Annotated in this window: 17 protein-coding genes; 5 read left to right on the forward strand and 12 right to left on the reverse strand. The window is 34.1% G+C overall.

Translation table 11 applies throughout. The features are described from left to right. The first annotated feature begins 66 nt into the window (after positions 1–66). Complete coding sequence (locus KI430_RS08415; protein WP_248878089.1) at positions 67–1317, forward strand: DEAD/DEAH box helicase; 1251 nt, start codon at positions 67–69, stop codon at positions 1315–1317. Between the two features lie 59 nt (positions 1318–1376). On the opposite strand, the gene KI430_RS08420 is transcribed toward KI430_RS08415, so the two are convergent. From KI430_RS08420 to KI430_RS08440, 5 genes are all read right to left on the reverse strand, one after another. Beyond that, positions 1377–2408: a hypothetical protein gene (locus KI430_RS08420; RefSeq protein ID WP_248878091.1), complete on the reverse strand. Its 1032-nt coding sequence runs from the start codon at positions 2406–2408 to the stop codon at positions 1377–1379. Between the two features lie 56 nt (positions 2409–2464). After that, a complete protein-coding gene (locus KI430_RS08425; protein WP_248878093.1) occupies positions 2465–3229 on the reverse strand; it encodes a TatD family hydrolase in 765 nt (254 codons plus the stop codon). A 78-nt stretch (positions 3230–3307) separates the two neighbouring features. After that, entirely contained in the window at positions 3308–4258 is a 951-nt protein-coding gene (locus tag KI430_RS08430) for a GSCFA domain-containing protein (RefSeq protein ID WP_248878095.1), read from the reverse strand. 84 nt (positions 4259–4342) lie between these two features. After that, a complete protein-coding gene (locus tag KI430_RS08435; protein ID WP_248878098.1) occupies positions 4343–5314 on the reverse strand; it encodes a polyprenyl synthetase family protein in 972 nt (323 codons plus the stop codon). Positions 5315–5428: 114 nt separating this feature from the next. Beyond that, positions 5429–6679, reverse strand: coding sequence for a kelch repeat-containing protein (locus tag KI430_RS08440; RefSeq protein WP_248878100.1), 1251 nt, complete (start codon positions 6677–6679; stop codon positions 5429–5431). A 46-nt stretch (positions 6680–6725) separates the two neighbouring features. Between KI430_RS08440 and KI430_RS08445 the strand changes: the two genes are divergently transcribed. The 3 genes from KI430_RS08445 to KI430_RS08455 are packed head-to-tail and all read left to right on the forward strand — an operon-like array spanning position 6726 to position 8609. Next, positions 6726–6884, forward strand: a complete 159-nt coding sequence (locus tag KI430_RS08445) for a hypothetical protein (protein ID WP_248878102.1) — start codon at positions 6726–6728, stop codon at positions 6882–6884. Beyond that, positions 6881–7945, forward strand: coding sequence for a sensor histidine kinase (locus KI430_RS08450; protein ID WP_248878104.1), 1065 nt, complete (start codon positions 6881–6883; stop codon positions 7943–7945). The genes KI430_RS08445 and KI430_RS08450 overlap by 4 nt, the downstream gene beginning before the upstream one ends. Before the next feature lie 25 nt (positions 7946–7970). Continuing rightward, the gene (locus KI430_RS08455; RefSeq protein WP_248878106.1) at positions 7971–8609 is read left to right on the forward strand and encodes a LytR/AlgR family response regulator transcription factor; all 639 of its coding nucleotides are present in this window, start codon (positions 7971–7973) and stop codon (positions 8607–8609) included. Here KI430_RS08455 and KI430_RS08460 read toward each other — a convergent pair. The 7 genes from KI430_RS08460 to KI430_RS08490 form a co-directional block, all read right to left on the reverse strand. Then, on the reverse strand, positions 8598–9740 hold the full coding sequence (locus KI430_RS08460; RefSeq protein ID WP_248878108.1) for an inorganic phosphate transporter: 1143 nt from the start codon (positions 9738–9740) through the stop codon (positions 8598–8600). The genes KI430_RS08455 and KI430_RS08460 overlap by 12 nt on opposite strands. A gap of 25 nt (positions 9741–9765) precedes the next feature. Next, positions 9766–10404 (reverse strand): DUF47 domain-containing protein, encoded by a 639-nt coding sequence (locus tag KI430_RS08465; protein ID WP_074233162.1) that lies wholly within the window; start codon positions 10402–10404, stop codon positions 9766–9768. 150 nt (positions 10405–10554) lie between these two features. Then, positions 10555–12249, reverse strand: coding sequence for a DEAD/DEAH box helicase (locus KI430_RS08470; RefSeq protein ID WP_248878110.1), 1695 nt, complete (start codon positions 12247–12249; stop codon positions 10555–10557). A gap of 139 nt (positions 12250–12388) precedes the next feature. Next, the gene (locus tag KI430_RS08475) at positions 12389–13807 is read right to left on the reverse strand and encodes an L-serine ammonia-lyase (RefSeq protein ID WP_248878112.1); all 1419 of its coding nucleotides are present in this window, start codon (positions 13805–13807) and stop codon (positions 12389–12391) included. Positions 13808–13985: 178 nt separating this feature from the next. After that, positions 13986–14627 (reverse strand): alpha/beta hydrolase, encoded by a 642-nt coding sequence (locus tag KI430_RS08480; protein WP_248878114.1) that lies wholly within the window; start codon positions 14625–14627, stop codon positions 13986–13988. A 211-nt stretch (positions 14628–14838) separates the two neighbouring features. Further along, positions 14839–15405 (reverse strand): YceI family protein, encoded by a 567-nt coding sequence (locus tag KI430_RS08485; protein WP_248878115.1) that lies wholly within the window; start codon positions 15403–15405, stop codon positions 14839–14841. 169 nt (positions 15406–15574) lie between these two features. Continuing rightward, entirely contained in the window at positions 15575–16147 is a 573-nt protein-coding gene (locus KI430_RS08490; protein WP_248878116.1) for a porin family protein, read from the reverse strand. A 219-nt stretch (positions 16148–16366) separates the two neighbouring features. Between KI430_RS08490 and KI430_RS08495 the strand changes: the two genes are divergently transcribed. Further along, a complete protein-coding gene (locus KI430_RS08495) occupies positions 16367–17734 on the forward strand; it encodes a DUF1800 family protein (protein WP_248878117.1) in 1368 nt (455 codons plus the stop codon). Positions 17735–17737 lie beyond the last annotated feature (3 nt).

Raw genomic sequence — 17737 nt, forward strand, 5'->3', positions numbered from 1 at the left:
ACTTTGCAAAACATAAATTCCTTCTGAATTGAAGGGATTTTTTTATTTACACTTAAAACATTTCATTTGAATTTCGAAGAATTAGGCTTGATTAAGCCAATATTAGATGCATTAAAAGCACAAGGCTACGAACAGCCGACACCAATACAAGAAAAAGCAATCCCATCTATCTTACAGAAAAAAGATCTTTTGGGAAGCGCACAGACAGGGACAGGAAAAACTGCTGCGTTTGCGATTCCTATTCTACAAAATCTTTCAGAAAAAGACCAACATAGAAACCAAATCAAAGCACTGATTCTTACACCAACAAGAGAATTAGCGATCCAAATTGAAGAGAATTTCCAGGCTTACGGAAAGCACTTGAAATTAAAATCATTGGTGATCTTTGGTGGTGTAAAACAACACGCGCAGGAACAGCAACTTAAAAGAGGTGTAGACATCTTGATTGCTACTCCGGGAAGATTGTTGGATTTTATTTCTCAAGGGATTATCAAACTTCATCACCTACAGATTTTTGTTTTGGATGAGGCTGACAGAATGTTGGATATGGGTTTCGTACACGATGTGAAGAAAATCCTGAAAATAATTCCCGCCAAAAGACAAAACCTTTTCTTTTCTGCAACTATGCCGAAAGAAATTGCCAATTTAGCTTCTGAGATCTTGGTAAATCCTGTAAAAGTAGAAGTTGCTCCGGTTTCTTCCACTGCAGACACAATTCAGCAAAGTATTTATTTTGTTGATAATTCTAATAAAACCGATTTGTTAATTCACCTTTTGGAAGACCCAAAATTGGATCAGGTTTTGGTATTTTCCAGAACTAAACACGGTGCGGACAAAATTGCCAGAAAACTTCATCAATCCAAAATTTCTGCTGAAGCGATACACGGAAACAAATCTCAGAATGCAAGACAAAACGCACTATCCAACTTCAAATCAAAAAAAACAAGAGTTCTGGTTGCGACAGATATTGCAGCCAGAGGAATTGACATCGATGAGCTGAAATATGTTGTGAATTATGAATTATCCGATGTTTCTGAGACCTATGTTCACAGAATCGGACGAACTGGTAGAGCAGGCTCAGAAGGAACTTCTTTTTCATTTGTTGATGGATTGGATTTGGCTAATCTTAGAAGTACAGAAAAACTGATTGGCAAGAAAATCCCTGTTGTAAAAGATCATCCTTATCATACAGATAATCTCGTAGAACAGAAAAGAGACAGTAATAATAAGCCTTTTACTCCGAGACCAAAACCTCAGGCAAAAACTGAAATCGGTTTTAAGAAACCTAAAAATAAAGGATTTTTCAGAAAGAAATAAATTGAAATAGCCGAAATAATTCGGCTATTTTTTTATTTTAAATCTTAAAATTTGAAGTCTTAATAATAAATTCTATACATCAATTCGATTACATCTTCCGGAATATTATTTTGTTTTATGAAATCAGAATAAAGATTTTTTCGATTTTCTCCATCTGGATAAATAACAACTCCAAAGGTTTGTGAATAAATAAAATCCTTCAGAAATCCCTTGTCAAAAATTTTTTGAAGACTTTCAAAATAGGTTTTTGTTTTCTCGTTTCCTATCATTTTATCTTTGTTGTCATTATAAAATTTGAGTTTTTGTTGAATTGCGCTGACATAAGATTCAATTTCGAAATCACTGAAACCAGCAGATAATTCTTCGACACTTTTGTTAGCATTTAGCCATTCTTTTTTTGCTTCTGCTTCTTCGATTGTAGATTTTAGCATTAAAGAATCTCTTTGTGCCGTTTTTGAAATAAGAATTTTAGCATTTTTGCCACTCTCAATTTGATATTTTTCTGCAATTTTAATAGGTTCAAAAGAAGCCATTACAGCATTTTCCAATTGTTTTACTCGCTCAAAATCTCCATTTTCTACACTAATCCTAAACTTAACATTCCATTTTCCGCAATCATAAACCGAAAATAAAGATTTATTGTTTTGATCCTTCTGACCTTTCATAAAGTCAGGAACAATAATATTGTAATCGAAATATGATTTTAATCCGTTTACGATTACTTTTTCCGATTTTAATTTTACAAACTCAGGTGAAATTTCTGGATGATTTGTGGCATTTCTATTGACAACTTCTTTGAAAGATAAAAATTGGTCTCTTAGATTTTCATTAGAAACTTCTGCAGGATAAATATAGATACTAATATTTGTGACTTTTTTATTCGCCTTAAAATAGTATGTTGCGCCAATATTATAGTTTTTGGAGTCATAGTAAACCAATCTGTCTCTTTTAAAACCATTCCATTCTTTTGGAAAAATCACGCCAGTTGTATGCGTATAATCTGAACTTGTTTTAATTTCTACAGGCTGATTTCTCTGCTGTGAAGAACAGAAATTATATATTAAAATAAATAAAAATAAAAGTTTTCTCATAATGACTTATATTTTAACTAAATACTATTTTTGTTTCTGCTTTCTGATTAATGTTATTAAATTCTAAACAACTTCAAAGCATTCTCAGTTGTAATCCGATCAATTTTCGAAAAGTCTGTTTTGTAGATATCTACCAGTTTTCCAGCAACCAATTCCACATAAGCACTTTCATTTCGTTTTCCTCGGAATGGAACCGGTGCGAGATAAGGAGAATCTGTTTCCAAAACGATTTTATCTAAAGCAATTTCATTCAAGAATTGATCTATTTTTCCATTTTTGAAGGTCACTACTCCACCGATTCCCAAAATGAAATTAAGCTCTATGGTGTGATTTGCCTGCTCCAAATTTCCTGAAAAACAATGGAAAATCCCACGAAGTTTCGGATGCTTTTTTCTTTCCAGAACTTCAAAAGTTTCTTCAAAGCTTTCTCTGGTATGGATGACGATTGGTAAATCTTTTTCTATCGCCCAATCAATCTGCTGTTCAAAAGCTTTAACCTGAATATCCAAAGTCGATTTGTCCCAATATAAATCAATCCCGATTTCACCAATCGCTACAAAATCTCTTTGATCCAGATAATTTTTAACTAATTGTAATTCGTATTCCCAAGATTCTGGTTTTACAGAACAAGGATGAAGTCCCATCATTGAAAATATTTCCCCTGGATATTCAGATTCTAATAAGAGCATTTTGTCGTGTGTTTCAGAATCAATTGCAGGGAGAAAGAATTTTTCCACGCCTTTATCCAAAGCCCGTTGAATCATTTCAGAACGGTCTTTATCGAATTGGTCAGAATATAAATGGGTATGAGTGTCAATCATATTAATGATGAATGATGAGTAATAAATGATGATTCAAAATGTGAAAATTTATAATTCATCATTTATAATTAATAATTACTAAAATATTTTATGCTTAACTTTCTTTTGTTGCTCAATCTTTTTCTGATTGATTTTATCCAAAAACTCCTGATATTTTGGATTCTTGTCGTCATTGGTCTTATGATTTAGCGCAGTTAAGATTTTGTTATTTTCATTGATGAAAACCTTAGTCTCATCAGAAAAATAAGCATTTCCAAATTTTTCCCAAATGTATTGAACAGCCTGAGAATTAGGATGAATCAAATCATCTTTGTAAAAACGATAATCCCGAAGATCATCCATCAAAATCTCATAAACCGGCAAATAACTACAATTTTCTTTTCCTGAAATCGATTCGTGAATGGCAGTAATCAGTTTTGATTTACTTAATTGATTTTCTACAATTCCGTCTTTGGTGTGACGAACCGGCGAAACAGTGAATAAAATCTGAACATCATCTTTACAAATATCTTTTAGAATTTCGATGGTTTTATTGATGGAATCTGTAAGTTCCTGATGAGATAAAAATCGTTTTTCAAAAAACTTTTGTGGAATCTTATGACAATTGGCTACCAATCTGTTTTTCGGCAAAAACTCATAAATATAAGATGTTCCAAACGTGATTATAACAAAGTCTGTACTCTGCAAAAACTGATTAGCTTCTTCTATATTTTGATTGATTTTCTCCAAAGATTTGTGCGCATATCTGGAATCAAAAGACGAATGATGATCTAAACTGATGTAATTCTCATTAGCCAAAATCAAATCAATTTCATGATATTCCTTCGCATCATAAATCTGCTGAACAGCCTGAAAAATAGAATACGGATTGAAAATCGTTCCAAATGGATTGTTGAGAGATTGGATTTGACCTTCAGAAAATTTCTCGTGCATCTCTGTCGCAAAACAAGAACCAATCGAGAATATACAATCTTCGATACCTATTTTTTTTCCACTTTCATTAATCTCTACTTCTGTACGGAATTTCATTATTTTAAATGTAAGAATTTATCAGTGTAACAATTTACCATAGCCAAATTCATTGTTAGACTGGTAAACTGATACATTATTATATTAAGACTCTCTTCTCAAAAGATAATTTGCCAATTCTCTGAATGGTAATTTACTCTCGTCTGGAAGATTGATTTTATCTAAGTAAGATTGTCCAATCTCATTATGTTTTTGGATTAATCTCAAAACTTTGTCATCTACTTTTGTTCGTCGGAAGATTTTCTCAACGCTGTAAACTTTATCAACATTATCTGTTTTTTTAGAATACCAGTAATTCAGTTCAGACAATTCCTGCTCGTTGGAATGCTCCAAAGCCAAAAGATAAAGAATGGTTTTTTTATTTTCGTAAATATCACCAGCATGTTTTTTACCAAATTGTTCCTGATTTCCGAAAACATCCAAGTAATCATCCATAATTTGGAACGCAATCCCGATATGTTTACCGAAGTTATACATCGCTTCTGCATCTTCTTCCGACGCACCAGCAATCAGAGCTCCGATTTGGAAAGATGATGCGCTCAAAACACCCGTTTTGAAAGTAATCATCTGAATATAATCCTCGTAACTTACATCAGTTCTGTTTTCGAAATTGATATCAAACTGTTGACCTTCACAAAGAACAGCACCTGTTTCTGAAAATATTTTGATACATTTTTTAAATAATTCCGGTTCCAAGTCTTCGAAGAATTGATAAGCTTTAATCAAAAGAGCGTCTCCGGAAAGTATTCCAACATTGATCCCGTGAAGTGTATGAATTGTCGGTTTGTTTCTTCTTAATGGTGCTTCATCCATAATATCATCGTGAATTAATGTGAAATTATGAAAGAATTCAATCGCCAAAGAAGGTTTCAATGCTTTGTCCAAATCACCGTTAAAAAGATCGCAAGCCATCAACAACATTATGGGGCGAAGTCTTTTTCCGCCGTGTGAAATAATGTAGTTCATAGGATGATACAACTCATCCGGCTTATGGGTAAAAGTATGTTTTTCTATAGCGTCTGCTACAATTTTCTGATACTGGTCTAGAAATTCCATTTAAAAACTTGTTTAAGGCAAAAATACGATTTTAAAACACTTTTCAAATAAAATACTCCGACAAACTGCCGGAGTATTTCTTTGAAACTGAATTTAATATTTAATCAACAACAATCAATTAATTATCTGCATTTTTTTTGAAACTGAAGTTTGATTTTGACTTAATTTAATAATATAAAGCCCCGTCTTCAGACCTTCTTTGGCAAGAGAAAAAGAATATTGACCTTTTTTATCAGCAATTTTGATTTCGTCTCTTATTTTTCTGCCTTGTATATCCCAAATTTCAAGATGTGTTGCTCCATTTTCGGAAAGACAAAAATTCAATCTCGGATGAGTTCCATTAATAGTTTTCAGATTTTTGAGTTGACAAGCGTTTTCGGAATTAGAAACGGATAGATTTTCCTGGGAATAGATTTCTGTCTTCTTCAAATATTGCTGTTCAAATCCTCCGGAACAAATCAATTTCCAACTTCCATCCATAAAAATTGAAGCCGCATTTCCCGTGTTCCAGGCTGTTGGCTTATTGGTTAACTGAGACCAAGCATTATTCTGGAAATCATAAAAATAATTTTCATTGGTATAAGTATCAAAAGTATTATCTGTAGTTCCTCCAATCAGAATCAGCCCGTTGTTCCAAGGCTGAAGTTCGAAGAAAGTACGCGTCCCACCCGGAAAGGAAGTTCCCTGAGTCCAATTGACAAGCGAACGGTTATTTTGGTCAATCTCGCCAATCCAGACATTGTCCCAATAAGTTGTGGAAAAAGTTCCGTTGGAACCGCCGACATAAATCAGTTTATTTCCCGAAACCGAAAGCGCACCATAAGAAAGTGAAGTTCCCGGCGATGGAACAGCATTACATTCCCTCCATTTATTATTATTGATATTATAAACAAAAGTCTTTTCTGAGTTATAACTCCCAACGACGTAAATCAAACTGTCCTGGTAAGGAATCGCATCACCGTCTGTAAATGCTCTTGGAAAATCTGCCACATTACTCCAGATATCATTTTCAATATTATATTTATAAACTTTCCGTGTAACAGTTCCGGGCGTTGTAACCATTCCTCCGATGATGAAAATATTGTCACCAATTCTTGCGCTGGCTGCCCCTAAAATTGGAGTGGGAACATTCTGTCTTGTATCCCAGGTATTGGTTTTGATGTTATAACGATAGGTTTTGTTAGAAATAACTTCCTGATCGTTTCTACCGCCAATAACATACATATAAGCATTATTGTCGGCATCAGAATAAGAAATTGTGTTTCCAGCTCTTATCCCTTCCGGCATATCTGCTCCTGTTGTCCATTGTCCAAAGAACATTTCACAAAAGACAAACGACAAAATAAATAGTAATCCTTTTTTCATTTTTTTTATTAAAATTAATATGTAAAAAGATCAAAAAAAGCGACTTATGACATATAACTTACCAAGAATCATATACAACCATTTTAAGTTGCCTTACAGCATCCAATCCGTTTATATCAAAAAGAGAATCATTGGTTTATTAAAAACTGTAGTTTGTGACAATCTTGAAAATCTGAAAGCTAAAAAACGTAGTTTTACTTTATGAAAAAACGATTCATAAGACATTTCATTTTTTGGCTATTCTATTTGATATTAGAAGTTTATACCGAATATTACTGGATGGAAATCCAGTATAAACAGTCCGTATATTCAACATTAGTTCACGCTTTTCTGGAAGAATTCCTGACGATATTGCTTATCAAAATGCCGATGGGATATCTGATGTTATATTTTATTTCAAGATTAAGGGATAAGAAAAGTAATATCAAATTAATCATATCATTATCAGTTACATTAATATTATTTTCGGTTCTTGGCTATGTTTTTTTGGTTCATCTTATTGTGCCTTATATTTATCCACATCTTGAGATTGTCGGAATCTATGGTTATGGCGGAATTTTAAATTCTTTTATGGACAAGATTTTCCTGGCTTGTGTGATGATTGCACTTTATGAGTATTCTGCCAGTCAAAAACTAAAACAACGGGAAATATTATTAATTAAAGAAAAAACAGAAGCAGAACTCAATTTCCTCAAATCCCAAATCAACCCGCATTTTTTGTTTAATACACTTAATAATATCTATTCTCTTGCAAGGGAAAAATCAGATAAAACGGCAGATGTCATTTTAAAATTATCAAGTCTTTTGCGGTTTATGTTGTATGAAACTAAGGAAAAATTCATTCCGATTTCCAAGGAAATTCAGTTTATGAATACTTACCTGGAAATTCAGAAAATACGTTTTGACGAGCGTTTAAAAATTGAATTTCAGAATTCAGTTACAGATAATCAAGATTCTGTTTTACCCTTAATATTGCTTCCTTTTTTGGAAAATGCTTTCAAACACGGCGCAAGTGAAAGTACAGACAATAAATTTATTAAAATCAATCTCGAACTTAAGAATAATATTCTGAATTACAGCGTCATTAATTCTTTTGAAAAAAATGATAACGAAGAAAGTAAAGGTATTGGTTTGATTAATTTTGAAAGACAATTGAAACTTGTCTACAACGACTTCCGTTTGCACACCGAAGCAGAAAATAATATATTCACAGCCACACTTTACATCAATTTGAATTCCTATGAACCTGAAATGTATAATAGTTGAAGACGAGCCGCTGGCAGTGAATATAATGAAAGATTATATTCAGCAAATTCCTTTTTTGGAGTTAATTGCTGTTTGCAATGATGCGATTAGTGCTATGCAAAAACTTAATGAAAATCAAATCGATTTGATGTTTCTGGATATACATTTACCCAAAATCAAAGGTTTGGATTTTTTATCAGCAATCAAAAATCCGCCGAAAGTGATTATTACAACTGCTTATCATGAGTTTGCTGTGGAAAGTTATCAGTATCAGGTTTTGGATTACTTGCTGAAACCTATTGCGTTTGAAAGGTTTGTGGCAGCGGTACAAAAAGCTTTACCAATTGCTCCAAAACCAGAAAGCCATATAACAAATCAACCTGAATCTTTGTTCTTCACGGTTAATAAGAAAAGAGCAAAAATTCAGGTTGATGAGATTCTTTATATCGAGAGTCAGAAGGAGAATATCAAAATTGTTTTAAAAGAAAGAACAATCATAACCAGACATTCTATTAGTGAATTAGAAAAAATTCTGTCTTCGGATTTTATTCGTATTCATCGTTCTTTTATTGTTTCAAAATCCAAAATAGATTTTTTTGATTCGCAATCTGTAGAAATTCAAGGAAATCAAATTCCCATCGGACGGAATTATAAAGATTACATCAAAAATCTATTAGAATATTAATGCCACAAGCAAATAAGTAATTCCTGCAACAATTGCACTAATAGGAATCGTTAAAATCCAAGCCCAAAGTAAGCTGACTGTAACTCCCCATCTTACTGCAGAAACTCTTTTCGTCAACCCAACACCAATGATGGAACCTGTAACGGTATGCGTTGTAGAAACTGGAATTCTCAATTGTTCTGTGATAAAAAGCGTAATGGCTCCAGCAGTTTCTGCCGCTACACCTTCCAATGGTGTTACTTTAGTAATTCTAGTTCCCATTGTCTTGATAATCTTCCAACCGCCACTCATAGTTCCTAATGCAATTGCAAGAAATGACACTACAGGAACCCAAAGATAATGGTCTGCAAAGAAGTTGAAACGGTCCGCCTCAGCAACATTAAGATACATTGGATCTTTCATCATATTCACGTGGAAATAGATCATCGCTGCTCCAATAATTCCCATTACTTTTTGAGCATCATTGGTTCCGTGTCCAAGACTGAATAACGCAGAAGACACTAACTGTAATTTTTTGAAAACACGTTCCGCTTTATGAGGATTTGCTTTTTTACAAATATTTACAATGATTAAAGTAATGATAATTGAAATAATCATCCCTATAAACGGCGCCATAAAAATGAATAAGAATATAGGAATTACCACTTTATACTTGACCACATTCTGCGAAAAAAGCTGGACAAATGCCTGATAAGCTTTTTCGAAAAAAGAATATTCCGGATGCGTGATTGCAATCAGATGATAGTCAGAAATCAAGGCGTGCATCAATGCAGCTCCGATAAATCCACCAATCAAAGTATGTGATGATGATGAAGGGATCCCAAACCACCAAGTCAATAGATTCCAAGCAATTGCAGCAATTAATCCCGCAAAGATTACTTCCAGTGTGATGAAGTTTTCATCCACCGTTTTAGCAATGGTATTACCAATTTTGAATTCGCCTACAACATAAGCAGCGATAAAAAACGCTGCAAAATTCCAAAATGCGGCCCAAAGAACAGCTTGAAAAGGCGTCAGTACTTTTGTAGAAACAATGGTTGCGATAGAATTGGCAGCATCGTGAAAACCATTGATATAATCAAATATCAGCGCTAATGCGATAATAATAATGAGTAGAATTGGAAAATCCATTCGTTTTTAATTTTTGGTCGCGCGCTTATGCGTATTTGATAACTATGCTTTCCATTGTGTTGGCAACATCTTCTGCTTTATCCGTCACAATTTCCAAATAATCAAGAATAGATTTTTGCTTGATAATCAACAATGCATCATTGGTTTCAAATAACTTCACAATAGCCTGACTAAGAACGTCATCCGCAATATTCTCGTAAGAATTGATCTTGATACAAGATTCTCTCACCTCGTTTGGATTTTTGAAGTCTTTCAAATTTTCCAAAGCTTTCTTAATCTCTAGACAAGATTTGTGGATCAGAAGAGAAAACTCAGAATAAACTTTGTTGTCCGGGCTCTTGTATAGATAAATATATTTTGCAGAAGCGTAGATATAATCAGCAATATCATCCAAACCAGAAGCCAGATAGTTGATATCTTCTCTGTCAAATGGCGTGATAAAATTTTCTCCCAATTGAACAAAAATCTCGTGGGTAAGATCATCCAATTTATGTTCATAATCGCTCATTTGATTCAACAAAGTTTCATCATTGATATCAAAATCCAGCAAACCGTCGTGAAACGTTTTGGACATTTCTACTAAGTTATCTGCCACTCGAAGAAACAGATCAAAAAAGATTTTATCTTTCGGTTGAAATGCTCTGAAAAGATTGCCTATTCCCATTATTTCGGATTAATTTCTGCAAATATGATAAAAAACAAAAGGCAATGAAAATTTTTATGTTAAATAATCATTAAGATTAAAAACAACAAAAACCTGCTGATTAGCAGGTTTTTACAAATATCATTTTAACTATTTATGAATGTTTTAGGATTAATTTGCAACTTCGGCGCGCATTTCTTTTCCCCGAAATTTCATCTCAGTTAATCCATTCATAACTTCATTCTTGAAAGACTTTTCTATTTCGAAAAAGCTGAACTTATCCAAGATCTCAATATTGCCAATATCAGCTCTTTTTTTGGATTTTGAAGTCGCTTTATTAATGATGTCAAGCATATCCACTTTTTTCAATTGGTCTCTTTTCCCAAGGTTAAAGAAGAATCTTACCATATCTTCATTCTTTTTTCTTGGTCTTCCTCCTCTGTCATTTCTCTCACCACGTTCTCTTCTTTCTCTAGGCTCTCCGTTTCTTTCACGCTCTCTTCCTCTTTCTCTTCTGCTACCTCTGTCGTCTCCTCTAGTATTGAATTCTTGCTGTTGGATATCGTTTCTGTCTTTATAATAAGTCGCAAGATCTTTCAGTTGGAATTGTAGTAACTGATGAACCAATTCTTCTTTAGTAAAGCTGGAAAGATCAGGAATCAAAGAATCATCAAACTCGAATATGTCTTCGTGTTCTGTCAATAATTTTTCGAAAACACCGCCAACCTGAGCTTTGATAATATCTTTTCCAGTCGGGATTTTTTTCTCCTCAATATCGATTTTAGTTTCAGATTTGATTTGCTTCAATTTTCTAGATTCTTCTGGTTTTATAAGAGCCATAGAAATTCCGTCTTTACCAGCACGTCCTGTTCTTCCACTTCTGTGAACGAAAACCTCTGGATCATCCGGTAAAGAAAAATGAATAACGTGTGTCAAAGAATCCACATCCAAACCTCTAGCTGCAACGTCTGTAGCAACCAAGATATCAATGTTTTTCAATCTGAATTTCTTCATCACTGTATCTCTCTGCGCTTGAGAAAGATCACCGTGAAGTGCATCTGCTGCATAACCATTCTGCATCAAGAAGTCTGCAATTTCCTGAGTTTCCATTCTGGTTCTGCAAAAGATAATTGAATATTGATTCGGATTGGCATCAATCAATCGCTTCAAAGCTTCTTTTTTCTGTCTATAGCCAACCACATAATATTCGTGCTTGATGTTTTTCTTAACTGCATTGATAGATCCAACAGAAATTCTGTGAGGATTGGTCAAATAATTTTTAGAAATACGCTCCACTTCTTTGTTCATCGTTGCAGAGAACAAAAAAGTCTGCTTGGTTTCTGGAGTTTCGCTAAGAATAGTTTCCAAATCATCTTTGAAACCCATTGATAACATTTCATCAGCCTCATCCAAAACAACCCATTGTACTTCAGAAAAATCTAAAGCTTTTCTGCCGATCATATCGATCACACGTCCCGGAGTTCCCACAATGATTTGCGGTTTGTCTCTCAAAGATCGGATTTGATCCATAATACTGCTACCACCATAGACTGCTGTAGTCTTGATGTTTTTTAGGTATTTCGTATAATTTTTGATGTCTTTGGTAATCTGAAGGCAAAGTTCACGAGTAGGGCAAAGCACCAATAATTGGATTTTACGACTGTTGTCGTCTATCATATCCAAAATCGGAAGCGAAAATGCTGCTGTTTTGCCTGTTCCTGTTGCCGCAAGTGCGATAAGATCGCGAGTATCTGTAGAGATAAAAGGAATAGTCTGTTTTTGGATTTCTGTCGGCTCTACGAAGCCGAGGTCGCCAATCGCCTGAAGAACTTCAGCGCTAAGATTGGATTCCGTAAATAAATTCATTTAAAGATCGTCTAATTTGGTGCAAAGGTACGATTTTTATTTTTGCTAACAAAACGACTTCTTTTTTAACGATTCTTTATTACAGAAAATTAATATTGGGAAGTTAAATAATTACTGAATATAAAAAGTATTAATTCATTTAACATTCGGCAACGTTCACAGCTACAGCTAAACCGCCTTCGGAAGTTTCTTTGTATTTTGAATTCATATCCAAAGCCGTTTCCCACATCGATTTGATTACGCTGTCTAATGAAACTTTGGCTTTTGTCGGATCACCATCCAAAGCTAATGATGCTGCTGTAATCGCTTTCATTGCGCCCATAGAATTTCGTTCTATACAAGGAATCTGAACCAATCCACCAATTGGATCACAGGTCAATCCAAGGTGATGTTCCATTGCGATTTCTGCTGCCATCAAAACTTGTCCAGGAGTTCCACCAGAAATCTCGGTCAATCCAGCCGCGGCCATTGCTGACGAAACACCAACTTCTGCCTGACAACCGCCCATAGCAGCGGAAATAGTTGCATTCTTTTTGAATAAAGTTCCAATCTCTCCTGCAACCAAAAGAAATCTAATAATATCTTCTTCCGAGTTGAATTCTGTAAAAGTTTGAGCATACATCAAAACGGCAGGAATTACTCCACTGGCACCATTGGTTGGCGCTGTGATAATTCTTCCGAAAGATGCGTTTTCTTCGTTCACTGCTAGAGCAAAACAAGAAACCCACTTGGTAACTGAACTGAAAGTTTTTTGTTCATTTTTTACCATCTCGAACCACTCATTTTTATTTTTGTAAATCTGAGTTCCGAGTAGTTTTTCATTCATTTCGGAAGCACGTCTTGTAACGTTCAAACCGCCTGGAAGAATTCCTTTTTTGTTGATGCTTTTGTAAACACAATCTTTGATATTATCCCAAATTTCTAAAGCTTTTTGACGTGTTTCCTCCTGAGTTCTCCATGATTCCTCATTAAGAAAAACTAAATCTGAGATTTTATCAATATTAAGTTTTTCACAATATTTTAGAATATCACTACCGTGATGACAAGGATATAAAGTTCTTACACATTTTTCCTCAATCGAATTATCTTCTTTGGTTGCGACAAATCCACCTCCAACTGAATAATAATCCTGACTAAACTCTTCACCGTTCTCAAAAACAATTTTAAAAATCATTCCGTTGGGATGAAAATCGAGAGATTTTTCTTTGTTAAGAATCAAATGATGTCCATAGATAAATGGCAGCCAAACTTCTCCACCAAGATGGATTTTTTGTTCCGATTTTATTTTTTCAATTTTCTCATCAATCTTATTGGTATCGATTGTTCGGAAATTTTCTCCGCTTAAGCCAAGCATTCCTGCGATATCAGTTCCGTGCCCAACTCCGGTTTTTGCCAGCGAGCCAAAGAATTCTACAAAAACTTCTTTTGCGTTTTGTAAAGAATGATTTCGTTTGACCAAATCCAGAAACATTTTCGCTGCATTCCAAGGTCCCATTGTGTGGGATGAAGATGGTCCGATCCCGATTTTTATGATATCAAAAACACTGATAGATTCCATTAAATTGTAAAAAATTATCGTTTGTAAATGTAATTGATTTTTGAAATTGATACAACTTTATCTTAAAACCTTCTTTTAAAGTCGAATCTGCAGCCCGGCTTGAGCGGAAATCCTTTTTACGCAACGAAGTGGAGTGAAAAGATTGGGAGCGGAAGACGGATTAAGCTGCCCAAATAATTTAAACGAAAATGTTTTTTAGAATCTCGGAAACTTGTCTTGCTTTGGTTAATGGGAAAAGATGGGTGGCATTTTTAATCACGAAATCAGGTTGCGAATTTTTAACTGGAAAAACAATGTCTTTGTCTGCCAGAATCTGAATAACATCCGGCATTTTATCGAATTTCCAATGCGCCACTTTGTCCATAGACCACTTGAGATAATATGGATCTTTGAAACGAAAGTATTGTAAAAGATTGGCGTTTTTGGAATCAAATATTTTTTTCAGAAACATATATAAAACCGAACCGCTGCTACCAAAAAATTGTCTCGGGATATACTTTACAGCATTCATTTTTTCGCCGGCTTTTATGAGTTTGGACTTTTCCTTGTCACATTTGATACTTCCCAAGATGACAATTTTTTTTGCTGGCTTCAATTTATGAATCTCCTGAACTATAATACCACCAAAGGAATATCCCAACAAATAAAAATCTTCGGAATCATCTATGGTTTCTGACATTCTTGCAACATAATGATGGAAATCCTCATTCAAATCCGGAATGAGCCAAGGAATGTGAACGACTTCTATATTTGGATTGAAAGTCAGTTTTTCCAGAACTTTTTCATCTGCCCCAAGTCCGCTTATGGTATATAGTTTCATTATTTTTTTACTTTACTGTTCTTTTGCCTTGAAACAAAAGAACCAAAAATTCAAGACTAGGAAACTTAGCTAAATTTAAATAAATTCTTTAGCGCTTCTGTTTCTTATGATGCTAATCTCGTGAATTCAATCAAAATTCATTATGTCAAATTTAAAACAAAAAAAGAGCAGAAAAAATTCTGCTCCTGATATTTATATATTACTGTGGTAATTATTTTACGCTGATTTTCACTTTCAAATCAACATCGTCTTTTACCAAAACATCTTGCATTGTAGATTTGTAAGCTACGTCAAATTTTTGTCTGTCAAAAGAGAATTTGTCAGATTCCAAAGTCACAACGCCGTTTGCAGCAGTGATTTTTGCAGGGAAAGAAACTGGGTTAGTTTTACCTTTTACAGTCAGGTTTCCGTTTACTACAAAGTTATAATCTTTGTTAGAGTTCTTCTTAACAGAAGTGATTTTGTAAGTTGCAGTCGGGAATTTTTCAACTTCGAAGAAATCACCGTTTTTCAAGTGACCGTTCAATTTACCTTGGTATTCTCCAGAAAGGTCCGTTGCGTTGATAGACGTCATATCCAATACGAAATCTCCACCTACAACAGCTCCGTTTTTAAGAACCAAGTTTCCAGATTTTACATTCACAGTTCCATCGTGAGAAGATGCTTCTGTTTTTGCAATTTTATAACCCCACCAGTGTACGTCTGAGCTTGTTAATTTTTTAGTTTGTCCGAAAGCTAATCCGCTTACCAATACAGCTAATAATAATACCTTTTTCATTGTTTTAAATAATTTTAATGATGCAAATCTACTTAGAATGATTCAAAATAAAAATTGATGTATGATATCTTTTTAAAAAAATTAACGCCTTCAAATTAATGAAGGCGTTAATAAGTGTCATAGTTTGATTAATATTTTTAGATTTTCTTAGAAAACCAAAAAATTCTGATTATTTACCTAGAGGAATGTTGTAAGCAAAACCTACACCGATTGCACCGGCATTATATTTTTGATCAGCAATCTGTCCTTTATCTCCAGTAAATGTTTTGTTGTACTGTACAAAGAAGTTCCAATCACGATTGTGATATCCAATCTCCGGTCTGATGTAAAAACCGCCGTCTGGTCTATCAACATTAACATTACTTGCTACTTTATCATCTCCAACGATGAATCCATAACCTAAGTCAGTTCCAAAATAGAAACCTGTTTGCTGTGGATAGAATCTGAAAAGCGCAGCAACCGGAACTACTCCAAAATCATTGTTTTCAATTTCTACACCACCAATTGTTTTATTCTTACCAAAATAATGGTTATAACCTGTTGCAATACCTAAACCAAAACCAGGAGTTACCAAATATTGGTAAGATAAATCCACTCCTAGATTTGCAGCTGTATTACCACCAGTTGATATACCCGTGTTAAGACCAACCTTTAACATATTGGTCATATCAGAACTCTGTGCAGACATTAATCCTCCTGCCAAAATTCCTGCGCCTAATATTAACTGCTTTAAAGATTTCATATTCTTAAATTTTAAATTTTACAAGGTTCTTACTTGTAAATTCCGTGCCAAAGCTCTTTTTTTGTTTGACAATTCTAACAATCAAGCTAACAACTATCTAATTTTCAATTCTTTAAAATCATAATTAAATATTAAAATTTATTCACAAACTGACATTTTCATCATTTTTGATTTAACTTGACCTTTGTATTCCAGTCAAAGAACTATAAATTTCTACTTATGAATAATTTCCAGAAGAATAAACATTTGGTTTCCAGAGCAGGTTTTGGAATTCATCATAATGATATTGAGAAATATAAAAACCTCAGTCCAAAGAAATTATATCATGAACTAAAGAACAATTCGGATTACGAGCCTTTGTCAACAGATATGCAGCCTGTCACTCGCGAACAATACCAGGAAATGTCGAAAGCGGTCAACAGAAAATCTTATAATCAATTCAATAAAAATTATAACAGTTCGATTCGGAAATCCTGGCATTCTCAAATGATCAACACGCCTTATCAGCTTCGGGAGAAAATGGCGCTTTTCTGGCACGGACATTTTGCAACAAGAATTCAGCAGTCATTATTTAATAAGGAGATTATAGAAATCTTTCGAAAAAATGCATTGGGAAACTTTCGAGATTTGGTATTCGAAGTTTCAAAATCAGCGGCAATGCTTAATTTTCTGAATAATCAACAAAATAAAAAAGCCAAACCGAATGAAAACTTCGCCAGAGAATTGATGGAACTTTTCACGCTAGGAAGAGGAAATCTCTACACCGAAAAAGACATTAAAGAATCTGCAAGAGCTTTTACAGGGTGGGGCTATAATGGTCTGGGGGAATTCACGGATAATAAAAAACAACACGATTCCGGAGAAAAAGTGTTTCTCGGAAAAACCGGAAACTTTGACGGAACTGATATCATTAATATGATTCTCGAAAAACCAGAATGCGCTCATTTCATCACAGAAAAAATTTACAAATTCTTGGTCAACGAAAATCCTGATGAAAAAATAGTAAAATCTTTGAGCGATAAATTTTACAAATCCAATTATGACATCACGACTTTGTTGGACAACATTTTTCTGTCAGATTGGTTTTATTCCGAAAAAAACATCGGTGCAAAAGTCAAATCGCCGGTAGAATTAATTGTTGGTATCAGACGAATAATGCCGATGGATTTACAGAATCGGGATACGATTTACAACTTTGAAAAATTACTCGGACAAGAATTGCTCCAACCTCCGAATGTTGCCGGTTGGCCGAGCGGAACCCTTTGGATAGACAGTTCTACTCTATTATTAAGAATGAGAATCCCTGCGGTAATGGCCGGTTACAAAACTTTGGACATCGAACCCAAATCCAATGATGATGTCAATATGGGAAAAGATGAGAAAAAAGTGGTTGTCAACAAAAAGCAAAATACGATTACCATCCATTGGCAAGGCATTAGTAATATTCTGAATGAAGACCTTTTCAGTCTTCTGTTATCAAAACCTAATGAAAGTCTTAAAAAATTGATTACAGATTTCAATTCTGATAAAAGTAAGAAGCATCTGATGATTAGTATCATGTCAACTCCAGAATATCAACTTTGTTAAAAT

Origin of the sequence: Epilithonimonas zeae (assembly GCF_023278365.1) — a bacterium.
In the GTDB taxonomy this organism is placed as follows: Bacteria; Bacteroidota; Bacteroidia; order Flavobacteriales; family Weeksellaceae; genus Epilithonimonas; species Epilithonimonas zeae_A.

Excerpts from the sequence above, each read along its gene's own strand:
- KI430_RS08420 (WP_248878091.1), bottom strand. The coding sequence starts at position 2,408 with ATGAGAAAACTTTTATTTTTATTTATTTTAATATATAATTTCTGTTCT.
- KI430_RS08425 (WP_248878093.1), bottom strand. The coding sequence starts at position 3,229 with ATGATTGACACTCATACCCATTTATATTCTGACCAATTCGATAAAGAC.
- KI430_RS08430 (WP_248878095.1), bottom strand. The coding sequence starts at position 4,258 with ATGAAATTCCGTACAGAAGTAGAGATTAATGAAAGTGGAAAAAAAATA.
- KI430_RS08435 (WP_248878098.1), bottom strand. The coding sequence starts at position 5,314 with ATGGAATTTCTAGACCAGTATCAGAAAATTGTAGCAGACGCTATAGAA.
- KI430_RS08440 (WP_248878100.1), bottom strand. The coding sequence starts at position 6,679 with ATGAAAAAAGGATTACTATTTATTTTGTCGTTTGTCTTTTGTGAAATG.
- KI430_RS08445 (WP_248878102.1), top strand. The coding sequence starts at position 6,726 with ATGACATATAACTTACCAAGAATCATATACAACCATTTTAAGTTGCCT.
- KI430_RS08450 (WP_248878104.1), top strand. The coding sequence starts at position 6,881 with ATGAAAAAACGATTCATAAGACATTTCATTTTTTGGCTATTCTATTTG.
- KI430_RS08455 (WP_248878106.1), top strand. The coding sequence starts at position 7,971 with ATGAAAGATTATATTCAGCAAATTCCTTTTTTGGAGTTAATTGCTGTT.
- KI430_RS08460 (WP_248878108.1), bottom strand. The coding sequence starts at position 9,740 with ATGGATTTTCCAATTCTACTCATTATTATTATCGCATTAGCGCTGATA.
- KI430_RS08465 (WP_074233162.1), bottom strand. The coding sequence starts at position 10,404 with ATGGGAATAGGCAATCTTTTCAGAGCATTTCAACCGAAAGATAAAATC.
- KI430_RS08470 (WP_248878110.1), bottom strand. The coding sequence starts at position 12,249 with ATGAATTTATTTACGGAATCCAATCTTAGCGCTGAAGTTCTTCAGGCG.
- KI430_RS08475 (WP_248878112.1), bottom strand. The coding sequence starts at position 13,807 with ATGGAATCTATCAGTGTTTTTGATATCATAAAAATCGGGATCGGACCA.
- KI430_RS08480 (WP_248878114.1), bottom strand. The coding sequence starts at position 14,627 with ATGAAACTATATACCATAAGCGGACTTGGGGCAGATGAAAAAGTTCTG.
- KI430_RS08485 (WP_248878115.1), bottom strand. The coding sequence starts at position 15,405 with ATGAAAAAGGTATTATTATTAGCTGTATTGGTAAGCGGATTAGCTTTC.
- KI430_RS08490 (WP_248878116.1), bottom strand. The coding sequence starts at position 16,147 with ATGAAATCTTTAAAGCAGTTAATATTAGGCGCAGGAATTTTGGCAGGA.
- KI430_RS08495 (WP_248878117.1), top strand. The coding sequence starts at position 16,367 with ATGAATAATTTCCAGAAGAATAAACATTTGGTTTCCAGAGCAGGTTTT.